General features: G+C 63.6%; 17 protein-coding genes and 1 riboswitch. Of the genes, 4 read left to right on the forward strand and 13 right to left on the reverse strand.

Features of this window, described 5'->3' with window-relative positions; translation table 11 throughout:
- Nucleotides 1-34 precede the first annotated feature (34 nt).
- From uca to epmB, 7 genes are all read right to left on the reverse strand, one after another.
- Nucleotides 35-3658, reverse strand: coding sequence for an urea carboxylase (uca, locus tag RN346_RS06835; RefSeq protein WP_311962546.1), 3624 nt, complete (start codon nt 3656-3658; stop codon nt 35-37).
- Between the two features lie 77 nt (nt 3659-3735).
- A complete protein-coding gene (locus RN346_RS06840) occupies nt 3736-4377 on the reverse strand; it encodes an urea amidolyase associated protein UAAP2 (RefSeq protein WP_263584368.1) in 642 nt (213 codons plus the stop codon).
- A gap of 10 nt (nt 4378-4387) precedes the next feature.
- Nucleotides 4388-5110 carry an urea amidolyase associated protein UAAP1 gene (locus RN346_RS06845; protein WP_263584367.1) on the reverse strand — a complete coding sequence of 241 codons (723 nt, stop codon included), beginning with the start codon at nt 5108-5110 and terminating at the stop codon, nt 4388-4390.
- Nucleotides 5107-5901, reverse strand: a complete 795-nt coding sequence (locus RN346_RS06850; RefSeq protein ID WP_311962547.1) for an ABC transporter ATP-binding protein — start codon at nt 5899-5901, stop codon at nt 5107-5109. Before RN346_RS06850 ends, RN346_RS06845 begins: the two co-directional genes overlap by 4 nt.
- Complete coding sequence (locus RN346_RS06855; RefSeq protein ID WP_263584365.1) at nt 5898-6725, reverse strand: ABC transporter permease; 828 nt, start codon at nt 6723-6725, stop codon at nt 5898-5900. The genes RN346_RS06850 and RN346_RS06855 overlap by 4 nt, the downstream gene beginning before the upstream one ends.
- A 77-nt stretch (nt 6726-6802) precedes the next feature.
- On the reverse strand, nt 6803-7852 hold the full coding sequence (locus RN346_RS06860; RefSeq protein WP_263584364.1) for a putative urea ABC transporter substrate-binding protein: 1050 nt from the start codon (nt 7850-7852) through the stop codon (nt 6803-6805).
- Nucleotides 7853-7978: 126 nt separating this feature from the next.
- Nucleotides 7979-8095: riboswitch (guanidine-I (ykkC/yxkD leader) on the reverse strand.
- A gap of 216 nt (nt 8096-8311) precedes the next feature.
- Nucleotides 8312-9331, reverse strand: a complete 1020-nt coding sequence (gene epmB / locus RN346_RS06865) for an EF-P beta-lysylation protein EpmB (RefSeq protein WP_311962548.1) — start codon at nt 9329-9331, stop codon at nt 8312-8314.
- A 123-nt stretch (nt 9332-9454) separates the two neighbouring features.
- Between epmB and efp the strand changes: the two genes are divergently transcribed.
- Together efp and epmA are read left to right on the forward strand one after the other, a co-directional pair.
- Complete coding sequence (gene efp, locus RN346_RS06870) at nt 9455-10021, forward strand: elongation factor P (protein ID WP_263584362.1); 567 nt, start codon at nt 9455-9457, stop codon at nt 10019-10021.
- 83 nt (nt 10022-10104) lie between these two features.
- Nucleotides 10105-11085, forward strand: a complete 981-nt coding sequence (gene epmA, locus RN346_RS06875) for an EF-P lysine aminoacylase EpmA (protein WP_311962549.1) — start codon at nt 10105-10107, stop codon at nt 11083-11085.
- Between the two features lie 4 nt (nt 11086-11089).
- Here the strand turns inward: epmA and RN346_RS06880 are convergent, their stop codons facing one another.
- Together RN346_RS06880 and RN346_RS06885 are read right to left on the reverse strand one after the other, a co-directional pair.
- Complete coding sequence (locus RN346_RS06880) at nt 11090-12640, reverse strand: DHA2 family efflux MFS transporter permease subunit (RefSeq protein WP_311960656.1); 1551 nt, start codon at nt 12638-12640, stop codon at nt 11090-11092.
- Nucleotides 12637-13800 (reverse strand): HlyD family secretion protein, encoded by a 1164-nt coding sequence (locus RN346_RS06885; RefSeq protein ID WP_311962550.1) that lies wholly within the window; start codon nt 13798-13800, stop codon nt 12637-12639. The genes RN346_RS06880 and RN346_RS06885 overlap by 4 nt, the downstream gene beginning before the upstream one ends.
- 60 nt (nt 13801-13860) lie before the next feature.
- Here RN346_RS06885 and RN346_RS06890 point away from each other — a divergent pair, with 60 nt between their 5' ends.
- Nucleotides 13861-14616: a TetR/AcrR family transcriptional regulator gene (locus RN346_RS06890; protein WP_311962551.1), complete on the forward strand. Its 756-nt coding sequence runs from the start codon at nt 13861-13863 to the stop codon at nt 14614-14616.
- Here RN346_RS06890 and asd read toward each other — a convergent pair.
- From asd to rsgA, 3 genes are read right to left on the reverse strand one after another with little or no spacing between them, the layout of a single operon-like run.
- The gene (gene asd / locus RN346_RS06895; RefSeq protein ID WP_311962552.1) at nt 14606-15463 is read right to left on the reverse strand and encodes an archaetidylserine decarboxylase; all 858 of its coding nucleotides are present in this window, start codon (nt 15461-15463) and stop codon (nt 14606-14608) included. The two genes, RN346_RS06890 and asd, sit on opposite strands and share 11 nt — an antisense overlap.
- A 49-nt stretch (nt 15464-15512) precedes the next feature.
- Nucleotides 15513-16355: a sulfurtransferase gene (locus RN346_RS06900; protein WP_311962553.1), complete on the reverse strand. Its 843-nt coding sequence runs from the start codon at nt 16353-16355 to the stop codon at nt 15513-15515.
- 12 nt (nt 16356-16367) lie between these two features.
- Entirely contained in the window at nt 16368-17399 is a 1032-nt protein-coding gene (rsgA, locus tag RN346_RS06905; protein WP_311962554.1) for a small ribosomal subunit biogenesis GTPase RsgA, read from the reverse strand.
- Nucleotides 17400-17493: 94 nt separating this feature from the next.
- Between rsgA and orn the strand changes: the two genes are divergently transcribed.
- Entirely contained in the window at nt 17494-18063 is a 570-nt protein-coding gene (orn, locus tag RN346_RS06910) for an oligoribonuclease (protein ID WP_263584354.1), read from the forward strand.
- A gap of 1 nt (nt 18064) precedes the next feature.
- Here orn and queG read toward each other — a convergent pair whose 3' ends face one another.
- Nucleotides 18065-19171: a tRNA epoxyqueuosine(34) reductase QueG gene (queG, locus tag RN346_RS06915; RefSeq protein WP_311962555.1), complete on the reverse strand. Its 1107-nt coding sequence runs from the start codon at nt 19169-19171 to the stop codon at nt 18065-18067.
- Between the last annotated feature and the right edge of the window lie 171 nt (nt 19172-19342).

The following is a 19342-nucleotide window of genomic DNA, read 5'->3' on the forward strand; positions in this document are numbered from 1 at the left end:
AGTGGGTGTCGATGCGGTGTTGCATGCGTAACGCTTATGAGTCGACATCCACCGGGTCCTCGAGAACGATCAACGGCTGGCCCGGCCCCACCGCGCCTCCTTCGGCCAGGGGTAAGCGAGCCACGCGTCCGGCGCTTTGAGCGCTGATCTCCACTTCCATCTTCATGGATTCGACCAGTGCCACGGGCTGGCCCGCTTCCACCAGGTCGCCCTGTTTCACCAGCAGTCTCCATAGGCTGCCCGTCACCGGGCTTTCGACGCCCCGCTCATTTTCATCGAGCGCTCCCACCTCGGCGCTGGCGGGTACCTGATCCTCGAAGGTGAACTGTCCGTTGGCGCGCCAGGCGGCCATTTCGGCTTGGAACGCTTCGTCGCGCTTGCGGCGAAACGCCTCGATGGCCTCGACGTTCTTGTCGATTTCGGCCTGGTAGTCGGCCAAGCGAAAGCGAGTGGTTTCGATGGAAAGATCAAAGCGGCCATGGGGGAAATCGCGACGAATTTGCATCAGTTCGTCATGGCTAACGTCGTAAAAGCTCAACTGATCAAAAAAGCGCAGCAGCCACGGGTTCGTAAAGTGCTCGGTCGTGCGGTAACGATTCCACATCTGAAGCGTTCGGCCGACGAACTGATAGCCCCCGGGCCCTTCCATGCCGTAGACGCATAGATAGGCGCCGCCGATGCCGACGGAGTTTTCCGCCGTCCAGGTGCGCGCCGGGTTGTACTTGGTGGTTACCAGACGCTGGCGCGGGTCGAGCGGCGTGGCGACCGGCGCGCCCAGATAGACATCCCCCAGCCCCATGACCAGATAGCGGGCGTTGAAGACGATGTCGCGCACCTGCTGCTCGCTGTCGAGCGCGTTGATGCGGCGGATGAAATCCAGGTTACTCGGACACCAGGGTGCGTCAGGGCGCACGCTGCGCTGATACTTGTCGATCGCCTCTTGGCAGGCCGGGTCGTCCCAGGAGAGCGGCAGATGCACCACGCGGGATTCGACCTCGAGCGATTCGATGTCGGCAAGTTCGTGCTCGGCGCGGGCCAGGTGCGCAAGTAGCGCTGCAAGGCTCAGGGTATTTGGATCGTAGTGAACCTGCAGCGAGCGGATGCCGGGCGTCAGCTCCATGAGTCCGGGCAGGGTATGTTCGCGCAGCCAGAGCATCCAGGCATGGGCGCGAAAGCGCAGGGCGATGTCCAGCGTCATGGGGCCAAACTCGATCAGCAGGAAGTCATCTCCCGCGCGACGGTAGACGATGCGCTCGCCGGCCTGCTCGGCGCCAACCTCGCGCAGGATCGGGCTCGAGGCGTCGCGCTCGATATCGATCTGGCCGGCGGCGCTGAGCGAGGCGAGCTGCTCGCACTGGCGTTCATCGAGTGCGCGGGCGCTTTCGAGCGTGACCGGCACGAAGCGTACCTTGCTTCCGGCGGTGAGCTGGCCCAGCTTCCAGCGCTCGGCGCGCACGACGGTCGCCGGGCAGACGAAGCCGCCAAGCGATGGGCCATCCGGGCCCAGAATCACGGGCATGTCGCCGGTGAAGTCGATGGTGCCAAAGGCATAGGCGTTGTCGTGAATGTTGGAGGGGTGTAGACCCGCCTCGCCGCCGTCCGTACGCGCCCACTCCGGACGCGGGCCAATCAGGCGCACGCCGGTGCGGCTCGAGTTGTAGTGCACTTCCCATTCGTGAGCGAAGAACTGCTCGATATCCTGATCGGTAAAAAAGTCCGGCGCGCCGTGGGGGCCGTAAAGCACCGCGATTTCGACCACGCTGGCCGGGTCGTCGATGGCAGGTATCAGTGCGGGGTCCAGCGTCTGGTGAGACGTGGGTTCGAGTGCAGGCAGATCCAGCAGGTCGCCGCTGCGTAGTGCCCGCCCGCCGTGGCCGCCGAACTGGCCCAGGGTGAAAGTGCTGCGCGAGCCCAGATAGCGTGGGCAGTCGATGCCTCCGCGCACCAGCACGTAGGCGCGTGCGCCGGCACTGGCCTTGCCAAGGGCCAGGGTGGCGCCGGCCGGTACGTCCAGTACCTGCCAGAAATCTACCGGGTTGCCGTCGAGCGAGGCGGAAAGCGGTGCGCCGGCCAGCACGATTTGCGTGGCGCGATGAAAGCGCAGGGTCGGGCCGTTGAGAGTAATCTCGAGCCCGGCGGCTTCGGCTGGGTTGTCGAGCAGGCGGTTGCCCAGGCGAAACGACCAGTCATCGAAGGGACCTGAGGGTGGCACGCCCACGTCCCAGTGGCCCTGGCGGCCCGGGTGGTCCTGAATCGTGGTCAGCGTTCCCGGCGCCAGCACCTCGATGGCCGGCGGCGCCCAGTCCAGCGTGGTCAGCCAGTGGGTGTCGATGGCAGCCGTCTTGAAGCGCTCGGCGCGCAGCACGTGAGAGAGCCAAGTGCGGTTGGTAGCGATGCCATACACTGACGATGCTTCGAGGGTGGCGGCGAGCTCCTTGATGGCGTGTTCGCGACTGTCGGTGTGCACCATCACCTTGGCGAGCATCGGATCGAATAGCGCTGAGACCTCCAGCCCCGATTCGATGGCGTGATCGACCCGGAGCCCGGCGCGCTCTGGGAAGTGAACCTCGGTAAGAAGCCCTGCACTTGGGCGGAAGTCGTGGGCCGGGTCTTCGGCGTAGAGGCGTACTTGCATGGCGTGGCCGAGAGGGGCGAGCGCGGCGGCCAGTGCTTTCAAGTCGAGCGCTTCGCCCGCGCCCAGCCGCACCATCCACTCTACGATGTCGACGCCGTACACCAGCTCGGTGACGCCGTGCTCGACCTGCAGGCGGGTGTTGACCTCGAGAAAGTAGAAGGCTTCACGGTCGGTATCGTAGATGAACTCGACAGTGCCGGCGCTACGGTAGGCGACGGCTTCGCCCAGTTTGACTGCGGTGGCGTGCAGCGCCTGACGCACAGACTCGGGCAGGTTGGGTGCCGGGCACTCTTCGATTACCTTCTGATGGCGGCGCTGAGTGGAGCAGTCGCGCTCGCCGAGTGCGATGACCGTACCCCTGCCATCGCCAAAAAGCTGCACCTCCAAGTGGCGGGCGCTGGCGATATAGGCTTCCAGAAACACGCCGTCGTCGCCGAAGTTGCGCTCACCCAGCCCCTTGACCGACTCAAACGCGCGGGAGAGCTCGGCCGGGTTGCGGCAAACCTGCATGCCGATGCCGCCGCCGCCGGCGGTAGATTTGAGCATTACCGGGTAGCCGATACGCTCGGCGCTGGCGTGTGCCTCATCGAGGCTTTTCAGAAGCTTTGATCCCGGCACCAGTGGTACGCCGGCGCGTTCGGCCAGCGCGCGCGCTTCGTGCTTCAAACCGAACTGGCGAATCTGCTCGGCGGTCGGGCCGAGAAACGTAATGCCTGCAGCGTCGCAGGCCTCGATAAAGCGGGTATTTTCGGATAAAAAACCGTAGCCCGGGTGCACCGCTTGGGCGCCGCTCTGGCGGGCGATGGCGATCAGTTTATCGATAGCGAGGTAGGTGTCGGTGGCGCCGCCTTCGCCGAGTGAATATGCCTCATCGGCCTGGTGGACGTACGGGGCGTCGCGGTCGGCGTCGGCATATACGACGACGCTCTGGATACCGAGGCGGTGCAGCGTGCGCAAAAGCCGTGTCGCGATGGCGCCGCGGTTGGCGATCAAAACTTTGGTGAAAGAGGTGGCGTGTGTCATGGCGGCCTACCAGCAAGGCGGGTCGTCCCGCGTAAGTTCAGGCGATCCGGGGTCGTCCCCGGGCCTCTCGCTGCGTGTCAGTCTTCCCAGACGATCAGTTCGATCGGGGTAGGGTTGTAGCCGTTGCAGGGGTTGTTGAGCTGCGGGCAGTTGGAGACCAGTACGGTGACGTCCATATTGGCGACCATCTCGACGTACTTGCCCGGAGCGGAAATACCATCCTCGAAGGTCAGCCCACCGTCGGCGGTCACCGGCACGTTCATGAAGAAATTGATGTTGTGGGTGATGTCGCGCTTGGTGAGTCCGAACTCCGGATAGTTGGCGATCGCTTCCATCCAGTTATCGCGGCAGGAGTGCATATGGCGCTTCTCCAGGTCGTAGCGCACCGTGTTGCTTTCGCTCGAACAGGCGCCGCCCAAGGTGTCGTGGCGACCGCAAGTGTCGGCGGTGATGGTCAGCATCACGCGGCCCTCGCTTGAGATCAGACGCGAGCCGGTGGTGAGATAGACCGCCTGCTGTTCACGCACGGTGTCCATCGCGCTGTAGCGCTCTGCGCTGTCCTCGGCGCTGAAAAAGAGCGTGTCGGCGGCTTGGTTGCCTTCGAGATCCAGAATGCGCAGGGTCTGGCCGCGCTTGACGGTGCCGATGTAGTGGTCGCCGGCGTCGATCCGAGTGCGGCTGAGCGCAGTGTCTGGATTCAGGGGACTGTCGGTGATCATGGCGCTCTCCTTATAGGCCGAGATGATAAAGACGGTTGTTGGCGAACCCTCGAGCGTTTTCCGGGCGTGACTGGAAGCACGGGTCGTCGATCGTCGGCGCGGCGGCGGTATCGAGCGCGATATCGACGCCGCGATGCGGGTACTCCTTTGCCGGGTCGAGCGGGTGCGGGCAGGTGTGCAGCAGCACGAGGGTGTCCATCTCAAAGCGCAGCGTCACGCGGCTGCCGGGCTGGCAGTGGCCGGACACGTAGCGGAGCCGGCCTTCGTTGTCGCTTTCCACCCGCGAGAAGAGGTTTAGGTTGGCCGCCATGTCGCGCCGGCCCAGCCCGTACTTGGCAAGCTCGACGAGAAAGGCATCCACACCTGTACGAGTCCACTGATTGCGCGCCTTCTGGTAACTTTGGTGTGCCCAGCCCTTGGCCTTCAGGTGTTGCGCCATCAGGTTGCCGCCGACGCTGTCATGCCAGCCCAGCTCGTCTTTCGTGATAGAGGCGAAGATGCGGCCCATGTCGGAGTAAAGGCAGTGGCCCTCGGTCAGCTTGAAGGTGTGCTGGCACTTCAGGGTGTCCGGCAGGTTCAGCCGTTCCAGCAGGTTTTCCGGGTTGTAGCACAGCAGGCCCACGTTCGTGTCGGCGTCGCGGGCGGTCAGCGTCAGCGTCGTGTGGCGGCGCACACGCAGCGACCAGTGATGCCCGCCGGGCAGATGGGTGGTGTAGGCGGGGTCGCTTGTCATAATAGAGTCTCCTCGATATGGGTTTTCACGCCACCTCGCGTCAGTGCCTCGGTAAGGGCCGTGGCCGGGCGCTCGCGCGATATCGGCAGGTCGTAGGTGATGGTGGCGCCATAGGCCTCTGGCGCCTGAGGGTCGTGGCGCGTCTTGTCGAAGACCCAGAGCCGCGTGCCCAGCTCGAAGGCCTCCTTGAGGTCGTGGGTGATCATGAAAATGGTCAGTTTCTGCTCCGCCCAGAGTTTGGTGATCAATGCATGCATGTCCTGGCGGATGCCCGGGTCGAGCGCACCGAAGGGTTCGTCGAGCAGCAGAATGCGCGGGCGCATCATCAGTGCCTGGGCGATCGCCAAGCGCTGTTGCATGCCGCCGGAGAGTTCGTGAGGATACTTGTTAAGAGCGTGGCTCAAGCCCACCTCATCGATCCGTGCGCGGGCGTTTTCGATGGCACGGCGCCGGGCGCGGCCGAAACTCTTGCCAAGCAGAGGCGAGGCCTCGAGCTCCTCGGCCATCATGACGTTACCCAGTACTGTCAAATGCGGAAAAACCGAGTACTTCTGGAACACCACGCCGCGGTCCGGGCCAGGCTCGTTGGGAATCGGGCAGCCATCGAGGGCAAGCTCGCCCTTCGAGGCATTTTCGGTGCCCAGCAGCATCTTGATAAAGGTGGTCTTGCCACAGCCCGAGGCGCCTACCAGAGTGACGAATTCGCCTTCATCGACCTCGAAGTTGAGGTTCTCGAGCACCACGTGGTGCCCATAGTGTTTTTCCAGTCGCTTGGCGGTTAAAAGACTCATGACTTGTCTCCTTCACCGGCGTGGTACCACGGGAAAACGAGCCTTGAGGTCCATGCCAACAGCTGGTCGAGCACGAAGGCGAGCAGCGTGATCCAGGCGACATAAGGCAGGATGATGTCCATGGAGAGATAGCGGCGTACCAGGAAGATGCGATAGCCCAGCCCTTCCTGCGCGGCGATGGCTTCGGCGGCAATCAGAAACAGCCAGGCGGTGCCGAGCGCCAGGCGCGTGGCGTTGAGAAGCCGCGGTGTCAGCTGCGGCAGAAGAACGCGCAGCAGTACCTGCCAGGAGCTGGCGCCCAGGGTTTGGGCCTTGATCAGCTGTTCATCGGGCAGGCGCAGTGCGTGACCCTGCAGGTCGCGAATCAGAAAGGGCGTGACGCCGATCACGATGAGCGCGATCTTCGAGGCTTCACCGGTCCCGAAGGCGATGAACAGAATCGGCAAAATCGCCATGGGCGGAATCAGCGAAAGCACCGTGACTAGTGGCGAGAGTTTGGCGCGAAGGATCGGCAGCCCGCCGGTCAGAATGCCGATTAGAAGGCCCAGCAGCGCACTGATACCAACGCCGATCAGCAGTCGCTCGAGGCTTGCAAAGGTGTCGGTCCAGAGCGTGATCTCGCCGGTGCGGACGTTCTCGGCGCTCGCCAGGTGGTAGAAGGATTGGGCCATGGTGGCGGGTGCCGGCAGCAATCGATCATTGGGGTTATTCGCCAGGCGCTCGCTCGACAGGCTGATATAGAGCATGGCGAGCAGTGCAAAAGGCACCAGCCCCAGCAGCCAGCGGCCGCCTCGCGGAGGCGTTAAATTGATAAGGCGCTTCATGGCAGTGTCCGTCCAGGGGTGAGTCCAGAGTGGCGGCGGCTTTCAACCCGCCGCCGGGCGGTGCACGTCGGGGCGGCTCAGCGAGCGTCCATGTACGCCTGGGTGAAGGTGGGGTCGAAACGCAGTTGCACGTTGTTTTCATCGCCGAAGACGCCGCTGGGAGTTTCGATGCCGATGATGTCGTAGTCCGGCGCCATTTCGCCCAGCAGCCCGTGGCGGAAACTGAACTCGGCGACCCGCTCCATGTTCTCCAACAGCGCCGGGCTCTCCATCAGCTCGACCGCCTCGGCGGGGTCGGTGTAGAGGTAGGTAGCAGCGAGCTGTTCGCGGTAGCCGTCGAGATCGGTGCCCGCGGCATCGGCCATCGTCGAAAGGGCCGCTTCATCGCCCTGCTCAATGAGCCCCATGACCTCGTACCAGGCGCCGACCAGCGCATGGCCGAGTGCCGGGTTGTCGGCAAGCGTTTGAGTGTTGACCACCATTAGATCCAGGATCTCACCGGGAATTTCCGCCGAGGTATACACCACGCTGGCATCGTTCATGTCGGCGATGGTGCCGAGCTGCGGGTTCCAGGCGACCACCGCCTCGGTAGTCGCGCTGGCGAAGACGCCGACGATATCGGCATCGGCGGTGTTGACGGTTTCGATATCTCGCTCGGTCAGGCCTACACTTTCGAGCGCCCGGGCGAGGAAGTAGTGCGACACGCTGAACTGCACCAGATTGACCTGGCGGCCCTCGATATCGGCCAGGCTGTCGCTGCCCTTGAGCACGATGCCATCGTTGCCGTCGGAGTAGTCGTTAACGATTAGGGCGGTGGAGTCCACGCCGCTGGCGGCGGGAAGGGTGAGGGCATCCATGTTGGTCATGGCACAGCCGTCAACATTGCCCGAGGTGTACTGATTGATCGATTCGACGTAGTCGTTGATCTGGACGACATCGATCGTAATGCCGTATTCATCCGCCCATTTATCGACGATGCCCTCGACATCGGCGTAGGCCCAAGGCATCCAGCCGGCGTAAATCGACCAGCAGACGCTGAAGCTATCGCGCTCCTGAGCTGCGGCAGGGGGAGAAACGGTGGAGAGCGCAAGTGTGGTCGCCAGCACGGCGGAGGGAAAAGCTGTCAAGCGCAGACGTTTTATGGGAAAAGGGTTTTTTACAGCAGAAGCGGCGGCGATTGAAACGTAGCGGGTCATGAGAGCCTCCAGCGGCTAAATAAAATATCGGGGGCATCGGCGCATTTCTGTGCCTTATCCTCCCGGGCTTTTATCCCGCCGTGTAACCCTGCGCTTGCAGGGTCGATCGCTCTCGGACCAGTCACACCGTCGGGGCGTATCTATGACGGTGCCGGAACCCTAGCGATCCATTGGAAACTCGATTGTGTGGCAGCTGGCTGCCGATACCCCGTATTCAACGCTAAATTCAATACAAGATGCCGGCCATCCTTTTTTTAATCCTTTTAATTCAGATGCTTGAGTTTAGGGTTGCGCTTGTCCTTGGAAGCACTACCCACGCGGTCGCGCTTTGCTGGTGCGTAAAAAAAACGATGGCGCTGTTTTGGTGCAGTCAAGAGCTCATGAAGCGCCTCAAAGCGGCGTCTTGCTCACTTCACCTGGCACCTCGCGAACGAGCCGTGGCATCAAAAAACCGGGTAGGTGGGCGCGCAGTTGAGCCACCAGCGCGCGCGCCTCGTCGTCCGGCACGTCGAAATGCGCCGCGCCTTGCACCGGGTCGAGCACATGCAGGTAGTAGGGCAGTATGCCTGCCTCGAACAGCCGCTCGGAGAGCGCGGCCAGTACCGGAACATCGTCGTTGACGCCGCGTAACAGTACGCTTTGATTTAAAAGCGTTACCCCGGCGCGCGTGAGCCGCTTGCAGGCGTCGATCACTGCCTGGTCGATCTCGTTGGCGTGGTTGATGTGCAGCACCATCACTTTTTGCAGGCGCGTGGTCGAGAGCCAGGCGAGCAGGGTGTCATCGATGCGGTCAGGGATCACCACTGGCAGCCGGGTATGGATACGCAGGCGCTTGAGGTGCGGGATCGCCTCGAGCTCGCCGACAAGCCAGGCGAGCTGACGATCGCTTGCCGCCAGCGGATCGCCGCCGGAGAGAATCGCCTCATGGATGCTGGCGTCCTGGCGCAGGTAGTCGAGGGCTTCCTGCCACTGAGCGCGAGAAGGGGAGTTCTCGGCGTAGGGGAAGTGGCGGCGAAAGCAGTAGCGGCAGTTGACCGCGCAGGCGGGACTGGCGATCAAGAGCACTCGGCCCCGGTATTTATGGATCAAGCCGCGGGCGGGGCGGTGCTCGGCTTCCTCCAGCGGGTCCTGAACGAAACCCTCGAACATTCGCGTTTCGTCACCCAGTGGCAATACCTGGCGCAGCAGCGGGTCCGCCGGGGCGTTATAGGCCATGCGCGAAAGATACGCCTCGGGCACGCGCACCTCGAACAGCGCGTGGCCCTGGCGGGCGCCGGCCAGCCACCGATCATCCAACCCCAGGCGCTCGAGCAGAACCCTGGGGTCGCGAATCGCGTGTGAGAGCTGGCGCTGCCAAAGGGGGCGGGCATTATCCTGGCCGTCGTCGGTGCGGGCGGTCGGGATCCTCATGTTCTCCTGCAAAAAAGTCCTCCTTCGGGTTATCATGCGCGCACTTGTTCAAGGCATCGCTAAAAAGGTGCCTAACCGCAGCGTCGATATGCGTTATTCAGCAACCGATTAGTGAGAGAGATCATGGCGAACTATTCTACCAACGAATTCAAGGGCGGTTTGAAAGTAATGCTCGACGGCGACCCGTGTTCGATCGTCGACAACGAACTGGTTAAGCCCGGCAAGGGCCAGGCGTTCAACCGCGTGAAGCTGCGTAACCTCATGACCGGCCGCGTCTGGGAGCGTACCTTCAAGTCCGGCGAATCGCTGGAAGGCGCCGACGTCATGGAACTCGAGATGGAGTATCTCTACACCGACGGCGACATGTGGCACTTCATGAAGACAGACGGCTCCTTCGAGCAGTACGCGGTCGAGAAAAAAGCGCTGGGCGACACGGCCAAATGGTTGAAAGAGCAGGTGGCTTATACCGTTACCTTGTGGAATGACAAAGCGATTGCCGTATCGGCCCCCAATTTTATCGAGCTCGAAGTCGTCGAGACCGACCCGGGCCTGAAGGGCGACACCGCCCAGGGCGGTTCCAAACCGGCCACGCTCTCCTCGGGTGCCGTGGTGCGCGTACCGCTGTTCATCAACCAGGGCGAAGTGTTGAAAGTCGATACCCGCTCCGGCGAGTACGTCTCGCGCGCGTGATGTTACCCGGCTCGTCGTCCATTCGCCGAGCCTCACCTTGAAGCCACGCCGATGCGTGGCTTTTATTTTTTAAGGATACGGCAATGGCCATCGAGTGGCGCCCCAGCGCGGAGATCGAAACGCTCAAGGCGCGTGCGCGCCTGCTGACCCGAGTACGCGCCTTCTTTGCCGAGCGCGGCGTGCTGGAGGTAGAGACGCCCGTACTCGGTCAGGGCGGCAGCACCGACGTGCATCTGGCGTCGCTTTCGACCCGCGCGCTGACCGGCATGGAGTCGCGCACGCTCTGGCTTCAAACCTCGCCGGAGTTTCACATGAAGCGGCTTTTGGCCGCGGGAAGCGGGCCGATCTTTCAGTTGGCGCGAAGCTTTCGCGATGGCGAGGTGGGCGCACGCCATAACGTCGAGTTCACCATGCTCGAGTGGTACCGCCCCGGTTTCACCCTGGTCGATTTGATCGAGGAGACGACCGCGCTGATCAAGGCGCTGCTGCCCGCACCCAACCTGCCACTTGCACGTTACGGCTACCGCGCGCTGTTCCAGCGTCACCTTGGCCTGGACCCGTTCACCGCGCCGCTTGATGGGCTGCGCCGGCTGGCCGAGCAGCGCGGCCACATGCCGGCGGGGCATCTGGCGGCAGAGCCACGCGATACGTGCCTCGATCTACTGATGAGCGTGGTGATCGAGCCGACGCTTGGTCGTGACGAAATCAGCGTGGTGATGGACTACCCGGCAAGCCAGGCGGCCCTGGCCCGCCGCCACCAGGATGATGACGGCGAGTGGGTCGCCTCGCGCTTCGAGCTCTACGTAGAGGGCCTGGAGCTTGCCAACGGCTACGACGAGCTGACGGACCCCTCTGAGCAACGCGCGCGATTTATCGAGGATAACGCCGCGCGCGAGCGACTCGGCCTTGCGCCGGTGGCCATCGACGAGCGGCTTCTAGCCGCGCTCGAACACGGCATGCCCGAAGGCGCCGGCGTAGCGCTGGGCATCGACCGGCTGATTCAGCTGGCGCTTGGCAAGCACCGCCTGGAAGAGGTGCTCGCGTTCGCCACGCCCCGCTGCTGAAAGCTCAGGCGCGAATGCGCTTGAGCAGAAATACCAGCGGTACCGTGACGATGTAGACAAGCCCCAGCCAGGTGAAGATGTCGTTGAAGGCGAGCACCTGGGCTTGCTGGGAGACGCGCTGAGCGATCAGTCCGATGGCCGCCTGGTGGGCATCGGCGACGGCGCCCGAGAGCATCGCCTCGTATTTGGCGATTTCGGCCACGACCACCTCGCGGCTGGTATCGATGGCCGGAATCAGCTGATTCCAGTGAAAGTCCTCGCGAATGTCGCGCACCGTATCCATGAGCGCCAGCCCCACGGCGCCGCCGAGGTTGCGCATCACGTTGAACAGCCCGCTGGCGTTGCCGACTTCCTGGGCCGGCAGCGTGCCGAGCGCAATGCGTGAGGCGGGGATGATGCACATGATCAACCCCATGCCGCGCACGATCTGCGGCAGGCAGAACTGCCAAAAGCCGGACTCCACGGTGAGGTTCGCATTCATCATCGTGCCGACGCCGACCAGCAGAAAGCCCGCGAACAGCAACAAGCGCAGGTCCAGATGGTTGGTGGCCTTACCGACCAGCGGCGCGCAGAAGAACATCGTCACCCCGGTGACGAACATCACCTGGCCGATCTGCAGGCTCGAATAGCCGCGCACGTAGCCGAAGAACAGCGGCATGATGTAGACCAGCCCGTAAAGCGCGATGCCGATGATAAAGCCCATGCCCGCGCCAATGGCGAAGTTGCGGTTGGCGAAGGCGCGCAGGTCGACGATCGGGTGCGCGCTTCTCAGCGTTCGAGTAAAGAACCAGACGCCCGTGACCAAACAGAGCAGGCTGAACAGGACGATCTCGTGGCTGGCGAACCAGTCCTCGCCCGGGCCCTCTTCCAGCACGAACTCCAGTGAGCCGAGAAACAGCGCGATCAGGGCAAGCCCGATCACGTCGAGCCGGCGTGCAAGCGCGTGATTGGGCTTGTCGATATCCAGAAAATTCCAGGCCGCCCAGCACACCAGAATGCCGGGAATCACGTTGGCCAGAAACAGCCAGTGCCAGCTCTGGGTTTCAGTGATGTAGCCGCCGATGGTCGGGCCGATCGATGGCGCCATGGTCACCACCATGCCGATCACCGCCTGCACGCTGCCCATCACCCGCCGCGGGAAGATCGAGAAACTGATCGCCTGGGTGATCGGGATCATCGCCCCGCCCATGAAGCCCTGAATGGCGCGCAGCACGATCAGCTGCTCGATGGAGCCTGCCAGCGCGCAGCCCAGGCTTGCCAGGGTAAATCCCGCACAGGAGAGGGTGAAGGCGACCCGCGTGGAGAGAATGCGCATCAGCATGCCGGACAGCGGAATCATCACGATCTCGGCAATCAGATACGAAGTCTGCACCCAGGAGATCTGATCCTGGCTCGCCGAGAGCCCGGACTGGATCTCGGTGAGCGAACTGGCGACGATCTGGATATCCAGAATCGCCATGAACATGCCAAATACCGCGGCGATGAAGCCGATACGCTGCGGCCAGGGCGGCATGTCGCTGACGCCCTGGCGGCCTGGTGGGGAGGTCGTGCTCATGGTGTCGCTTGAACGTCGGACGAGGCGTTGGTTTTTCGATCGTCGCGCTCGGGATCAAGGTCACGCGTGTCGATCTCGGGCACCACAGAAAGGCCGGCACGTAAAAGGCCGAGTGACTCACGAGGCCCGGTCACGCGAATGCGCACCGGCACGCGCTGCACGATCTTGTTGAAGTTGCCGGTGGCGTTGTCCTGAGGCAGCAGGCTGAATTCGGTGCCGGTGGCCGGCGACAGGCTCTCGACCACGCCTTCGAAGGTGATGTCCGGGTAGGCGTCCAGATGAACGGCGGCAGGTTGGCCCAGGCGGATGCGCTCGAGCTGGGTCTCCTTGTAGTTGGCGCTGACGTAGGCCGACTCGATGGGCACGAGCTGCATCAGCGTCAGCGACGGCTGTGCAAGCGCGCCGGTTTTGACCCGCAGGTTGCCGATGACGCCGTCGCGCGGGGCGGTGAGGCGGGTCTTGTCGAGCTGGTGCTGGGCGTAGGCCAGATCGGCGGCGGCGGCCTCCTGGCTTGCCTCGGCGCGGGTAACGTCGCTTTCGGCCACCGCCAGCTGGCGCTCGGCGGAAACGACGGCGGCGCGGCGGCTGGCCAGGTTGGCCTCGGCCACGCGCAGCGCGCTCTCGTCGTCCTCGCGCTGTTGGCGCGAACCGTAGTTGTTGGCGGCCAGCGACGACGAGCGCGCAAGGTGCGAGCGCGCACGGTCGACGTCGGCCTGGGCGGCATCCACCTGAGTGCGCGCCTGGTCGATGGCGGCTTGCTGCAGCGCCACTTGGCGCTGGGATTGGGCAAACGACGCCGCGGCCACGGCCTGCTGCGCTCGGGCCTGGTTGAGCTGGTCGCGGTAGCTGGCATCGTCGAGCTGCACGAGCAGATCGCCCTGCTCAACGGCCTGGTTCTCGATCACCGCCACATCGACCACCCGCGCCGAAAGCTCCGCGCTCACTGCGACGCTGTCGGTGCGTATGTAAGCGTTGTCGGTGTCGATCATGAACCGCCCCACCTGCCACCAGCCGACGAGCCACCAGCCCAACGCGGCTAGCGCGATCAAACCGATGACCAACAAGAGCCATTGTCGCCCGCGCTTTTTAGGTTTGGCCTGCGCGGTAGGCGCACCGTGGGAAAGGTTGGCGGTATCGCCTTGAACGTCGCCCTGAGCCATGGCTACTCCTGAGTTGGAACGTTTCGGCCGCGTGCCGAAAGGATAAGGATCAATAGTGTAATGAATGCTACACTACATATCCAGCGCTGCGAGATCAGCGCAGTTTTTTTGTCGGTGGCGCCGGGTAGCTTTAATGTGCCGACCAGGCGTCGCGAAAAGAACAAGTCGATGGGAGCGGAAAGGACAGTGGAAGCAGAGGAAAATAGTGATGCCCGGATCCCCCGGGGCGTAGCACGACGTGAGCGGCTGTTGGATGCGGCAAGAGACGTGTTTCTGGAACAGGGGTATGCCGGGGCCAGTGTTAACGACGTGGTGGCCCGCGCCGGCGGGTCGCTCGCCACGCTCTACAAGCAGTTCGGCAGCAAGGAGGGGCTATTCACCGCGGCGATGGAGCGCCATATCGAGACCGCCTGGGCGGTGATCGAGGCGGGGCGGCGCGACCGCCAGGCGCCGGAGCAGGTCCTTTTTGAACTTGGCCGGCGCATGCTGATGCTGGTGTTCGACCCCGGCGTCATTCGGCTGATGCGCGGGCTTGCGTTCGAGGCCGAGCGCGCCCCGGCGCTTGGCGAGCTGTTTCTCGTACGCGGCCCGGACCGTACCCGCGAGGCGCTGGCGGACTATCTAAGTGATCAGGTCGAGCAGGGGAGGTTGGCACTCGAGGCGCCCCGGGAAGCGGCGGGCATTTTCATGGGCATGTTAATGGGCGAGTGGCACATCAATGCGCTGCTCGGCCGGGACCTGGTCATCGACGAGGCGCGCTGCAACGCCCGGGCCCGACACTGCGCAGCGATCTTTCTGGAGGGTGTCAGGCGCTGACCGGCGTGATAGCGGGCATATCGGCCAAACGCTGGCCCATCTGGACCGGTGTCTCCGGCGCCAGATCGTCGAAATCGACCGGGTTCTCGAAGCACATCACCACCGTCGAGCCCAGCTTGAACCGCCCCATCTCCACGCCGCGCTCGAGGGTGATCGGTTGCTCGAAGCGGGTGCGCTGCGGCGTGCCTGCCAGTGGCGTGATCTGGCCCGCCCACACGGTTTCGATCGCGGCCACCACCATCGCGCCGACCAGCACCATCGAAAACGCCCCCTGGGGGCTATCGAAAATGCACACCAGCCGCTCGTTGCGGGCAAACAGGTTCGGCACATGGCGAGCCGTGGCCTGATTGACCGAGAAGATGCGCCCGGGCACGTAGATCATCTCGCGAAGCGTGCCGGTCAGGGGCATGTGCACGCGGTGATAGTCGCTTGGCGACAGATACACCGTGGCGAAGCTTCCGCCCATGAACTCTTCGGCAAGTACCGCGTCGCCGCCCAGAAGCGTCTGTGCCGAATAGGTGTGGCCCTTGGCCTGCAAAAGCTGGCCAGCCTGTATCCGCCCGTGGCGCGAAAGCGCGCCGTCCGCAGGGCTCAAAAGGCCGTCGCCGAGCGGACGGGCATCCGCTTTGAGCGCGCGGGTGAAGAATGCGTTGAAGTGGGGGTAGGCCGTCGGGTCGGGTTCCAGCGCCTGGCTCATGTCGACGTTGAAGCGCTTGATGAACGCCTTGATCAGCGCGTTCTTGAGCCAGGGCGTTTCGCTCTGGGCAAACACGCCGGTCAGCCGCGAGATCGCGTGGTGCGGAAGCGGATACTGAATCAGCGAAAAAGCTTTTTGAGATAGCGTCACGTGGCGTTCTTTTCGTCAGAGGATCAAACATCCCGGCGCGGGGCGGGCACTACTTTTCGATCGGCGTGTCGTCGCGGTTGCCCCATTCGCCCCAGGAGCCGGCATAGCCGCGAATGTTGAACCCGAGCGCTTTGCCGACCAGCCAGGTAAAACTGCTGCGGTGGTGGCTCTGGCAGTGGGTGGCGATCTCCATGTCCGGGGTCAGGCCCATCGCCTCGAGCTCGGTGACAAGCTCGGCGTAGTCGCGAATGCGAAGCGCGCGCTTTCGGTCCATGGCGTCGACCCAGTCCATGTTCACCGCGCCCGGAATGTGGCCCAGGTGCTTGTTGTTGCCTTTTTCGCCGTCGTACTCGCCCCTGGAGCGTGCATCCCACACCGCAAAATTTCGATCCTCGAGCTTGCCCTTGATCTCGTCACAGGTGATCAGCACCTGCGGATTGAGAATCTCGGCGTGGTACTCGGAAGGCGTGGGGCGGGTCTGCTCCTGGCTTTCGTCGAGGCCTTCGTCGCGCCAGGCGTGAATGCCGCCGTTCAAGTACGAGTAGCGGGTGTGGCCGATGAGCTCCAGCGTCCAGAGAAGCCTTGCTGCCCAGCCGCCGCCTTCGTCGTCGTAGGCGATTACGTGGGTATCGCGAGTCAGGCCCAGGGCGCTGAACAGCTGCGAGAGAAAGCCCACGTCCGGCACGTCGTTGGGCACCGGGCCCTCGCCGCGCAGCAGGTAGCGAAAGTCGAGATACACCGCGCCCGGCACGTGGCCCTGGCGGTAGCTGTCCGGGTTGGCCGGCACGTCGATGATCAAAAGCTCGGGGGCGTCCAGTTTGGCCGCAAGCTCTCCTGGCTCGACGATCAAGGGCAACACGTTGGCTTCGCTGGATGGGTGTTCAGCACTCATGAACCGCTCCTGTCATTGGGCGCCTGGGGCGCTTAGGCTATCGAGTATGCGCCGGTAGCTGGCAAAACGTTCAGGATGAATCTTGCCTGCCTCGACGGCGTCAAGTAAAGCGCAGCCAGGCTCCTGGCGATGGCGACAGTCGCGAAAGCGGCAGTGGCCGATAAAGGGATGAAACTCGATGAAGCCGTCGGTCACTTCCTGCTCGCTCAGGTGAACGAGCCCGAACTCGCGAATGCCGGGCGAGTCGATCAGCTCCCCATCCTCCACCTCACGGGCGTTCATGGTGTAGAGCCTGGCGGTGGTGGTGGTGTGCGTGCCCTTGCGCGAATCCTCCGAGAGCGCGCCGATCCTGAGCGACTCCTCGGGCAGCAGCAAATCGATCAACGATGACTTGCCTACGCCGCTCTGGCCGACGAACACCGAGGTGCGGCCATTGAGCTGTTCGCGAAGCGCACTCAGGCCTTCGTCCGTGGCCGTCGTGGTGCGTACCACCGGGTAGCCAAGGCCTGCGTAGCGCTCCAGCAGCGCGCCGAGCTCGCCGCCGTCATCGGGTAAAAGGTCGGTCTTGTTGAGCACCAGCACCGGCGCGATGCCGGTCGACTCGGCGGCGACCAGGTAGCGGTCGATCAGATTGGGGTGAGGGGCGGGCTCGACGGCGAAAACGATCAAAATCTGGTCGATGTTGGCCGCCACCGGCTTCAAGAGCCCGCGGGCGTCCGGGCGCTTGAGCACGCTCTCAGGCTCTACGCGGGCGACCACCACGCCGGAGCCCTCCTGGCCGGCGCGCCAGATCACCCGGTCGCCGGTGACCAGGCCTTCGAGATTGGCGCGCAGGTGGCAGCGCACCGGGGTGCCTTCGGCATCGCGGACCTCGAGCGTGCGACCGAAATGCGCCATCACGCGCCCGGGCTGCTCGGCGCCGTATTCGCCGGCGGCGAGCTTTTCGCTATCGTCGGTTTCGCGCTTTTGCGCCCGGTTGGCGCGCTCGGCCTGGATCTTCTCGACCCGCCAGCGCTGCTGGCGGCTTAATTTACGTTTGCTCATGACCACCTGATGATCGGTACAATGGCATTAGTGTACCTGTTAACGTGGCGCGGGTAACGACCCCGCCGCCCTGATCCTCGCTTTGGAGAACACCATGCCTGACACAACTGCCCCGCGCCGCGACCTGCTCGTCTGGATCGACCTGGAAATGACCGGACTCGACCCGAACAAGGAGCGCATCATCGAGGTCGCCACGCTCGTCACCGACGCTGACCTGAACGTGGTCGCCGAAGGCCCGGTGATCGCGGTGAATCAGAGTGATCGCCTGCTCGCCGGCATGGACGACTGGAACCAGAAAACCCACGGCGAGTCCGGTCTCGTCTCCCGGGTCAAGGCAAGCCAAGTGGATACCGCCCAGGCCGAGCGCGAGACGCTGGCGTTTTTAAGCCGCTATGTCGAACCCGGCACCTCGCCGATGTGTGGCAACAGCATCCACCAGGACCGGCGCTTTCTGGAACGCGAAATGCCTTCGCTCTGGGCGTTTTTCCACTACCGCAACCTGGACGTCTCTACCGTGAAGGAGCTGGCCAAGCGCTGGAACCCGAAGGCGCTCGAAGGGTTTGGCAAGAAGAACGTACACCTGGCGATGGATGACATCAAGGAGTCGATCGCCGAGCTTGCCCACTACCGCAAGACGTTCTTGAAAGCCGACGCCGGGCAGTAATCTAGACGGCGGAGGCGATGCGCGCGCCGCGCTTTTGTCGCTGCTCGGCGAGCGCCCAGGCGACGTGCTCGCGCACGAGCGCGCTTGGGTAGGCGCGCCGGGCACTGAGCGCGGCTTCCACCTCACGGCTCCAGGGGGCGTTACCCAGCCCCACCGCCAGGTTTCTCAGCCAGCGCTCGAAGCCGATGCGGCGAATGGCACTGCCGGCGGTCTTGTCGAGAAACTCCTCTTCGCTCCAGGCGAACAGCGAGATCAGCGAGGCGCGGTCCAGGTCGTGGCGGGGGGCGAAGTCCTCCTCCGCGCTCGCCCTGGTAAAGCGGGTGAAGGGGCAGACCAGCTGGCAGTCGTCGCAGCCGTAGACCCGGTTGCCCATTGCGCGGCGAAACTCGAGCGGGATCGCGCCGTGAAGCTCGATGGTCAGATACGAGATGCACTTGTTGGCGTCGATGATCTTGTCATCGACGATGGCGCCGGTAGGGCAGGCCGTCTGGCAGGCGTTGCAGCGCCCGCAGTGCTCGGTGTCGAAAGGCGCATCGACCGGCAGCGGCAGATCCGTGTAGAGCTCGCCAAGAAAAAACAGCGACCCGGCTTTCGGGTTCAACAGCATGGCGTTCTTGCCGAACCAGCCAAGCCCCGCCTTCTGCGCCAATGCCCGCTCCATCACCGGCGCCGAGTCGACGAACGCCCGGTAGCCAAACGCGCCCACCTCCTGCTCGATCTTTTTGGCAAGCGTGGCCAGGCGCTTTCTGATCAGCTTGTGGTAATCGCGGCCCAAAGCGTAGCGCGAGACGTAGGCGAGCCCCTTTTGGCCGAGCACCCTGGTGGTTTCGACCTCCGGCGGCAGGTAGTCCATGCGCGCGCTGATCACCCGTCGGGTGCCGGGTTCGAGCTCGGCGGGGCGGGTACGTTTGGTGCCGTGTTTGGCCATGTAGGCCATTTCGCCCTGATAGCCGTTATCGAGCCAGGTCTCGAGATGCGCTTCGTGCTCGCCAAGGTCGGTATCGGTGATGCCGATCTGCTGAAAGCCGAGCTCGCGCCCCCAGGTCTTGATCAGCGACGCCAGACGTTCGAGTTCATCGACAGAGAGTGAAGCGGTGGGTGTCGCCATGGTGGATCAACGTAGATGAGTGTGGCAGGTGAATGAAACGGCAAAGCGCGGGCGCGCTATGCTACCCCATAAGTCGTTTTGACGACACGGCCATGCATTTCGATCCATACTGTGTCGATCAATACTGTGGGCCAGACCCCGTTCACCGACCCTTTACCGATAGCATAAGGA

It is taken from the genome of Halomonas sp. PAMB 3232, from assembly GCF_031954225.1.
GTDB lineage: Bacteria > Pseudomonadota > Gammaproteobacteria > Pseudomonadales > Halomonadaceae > Vreelandella.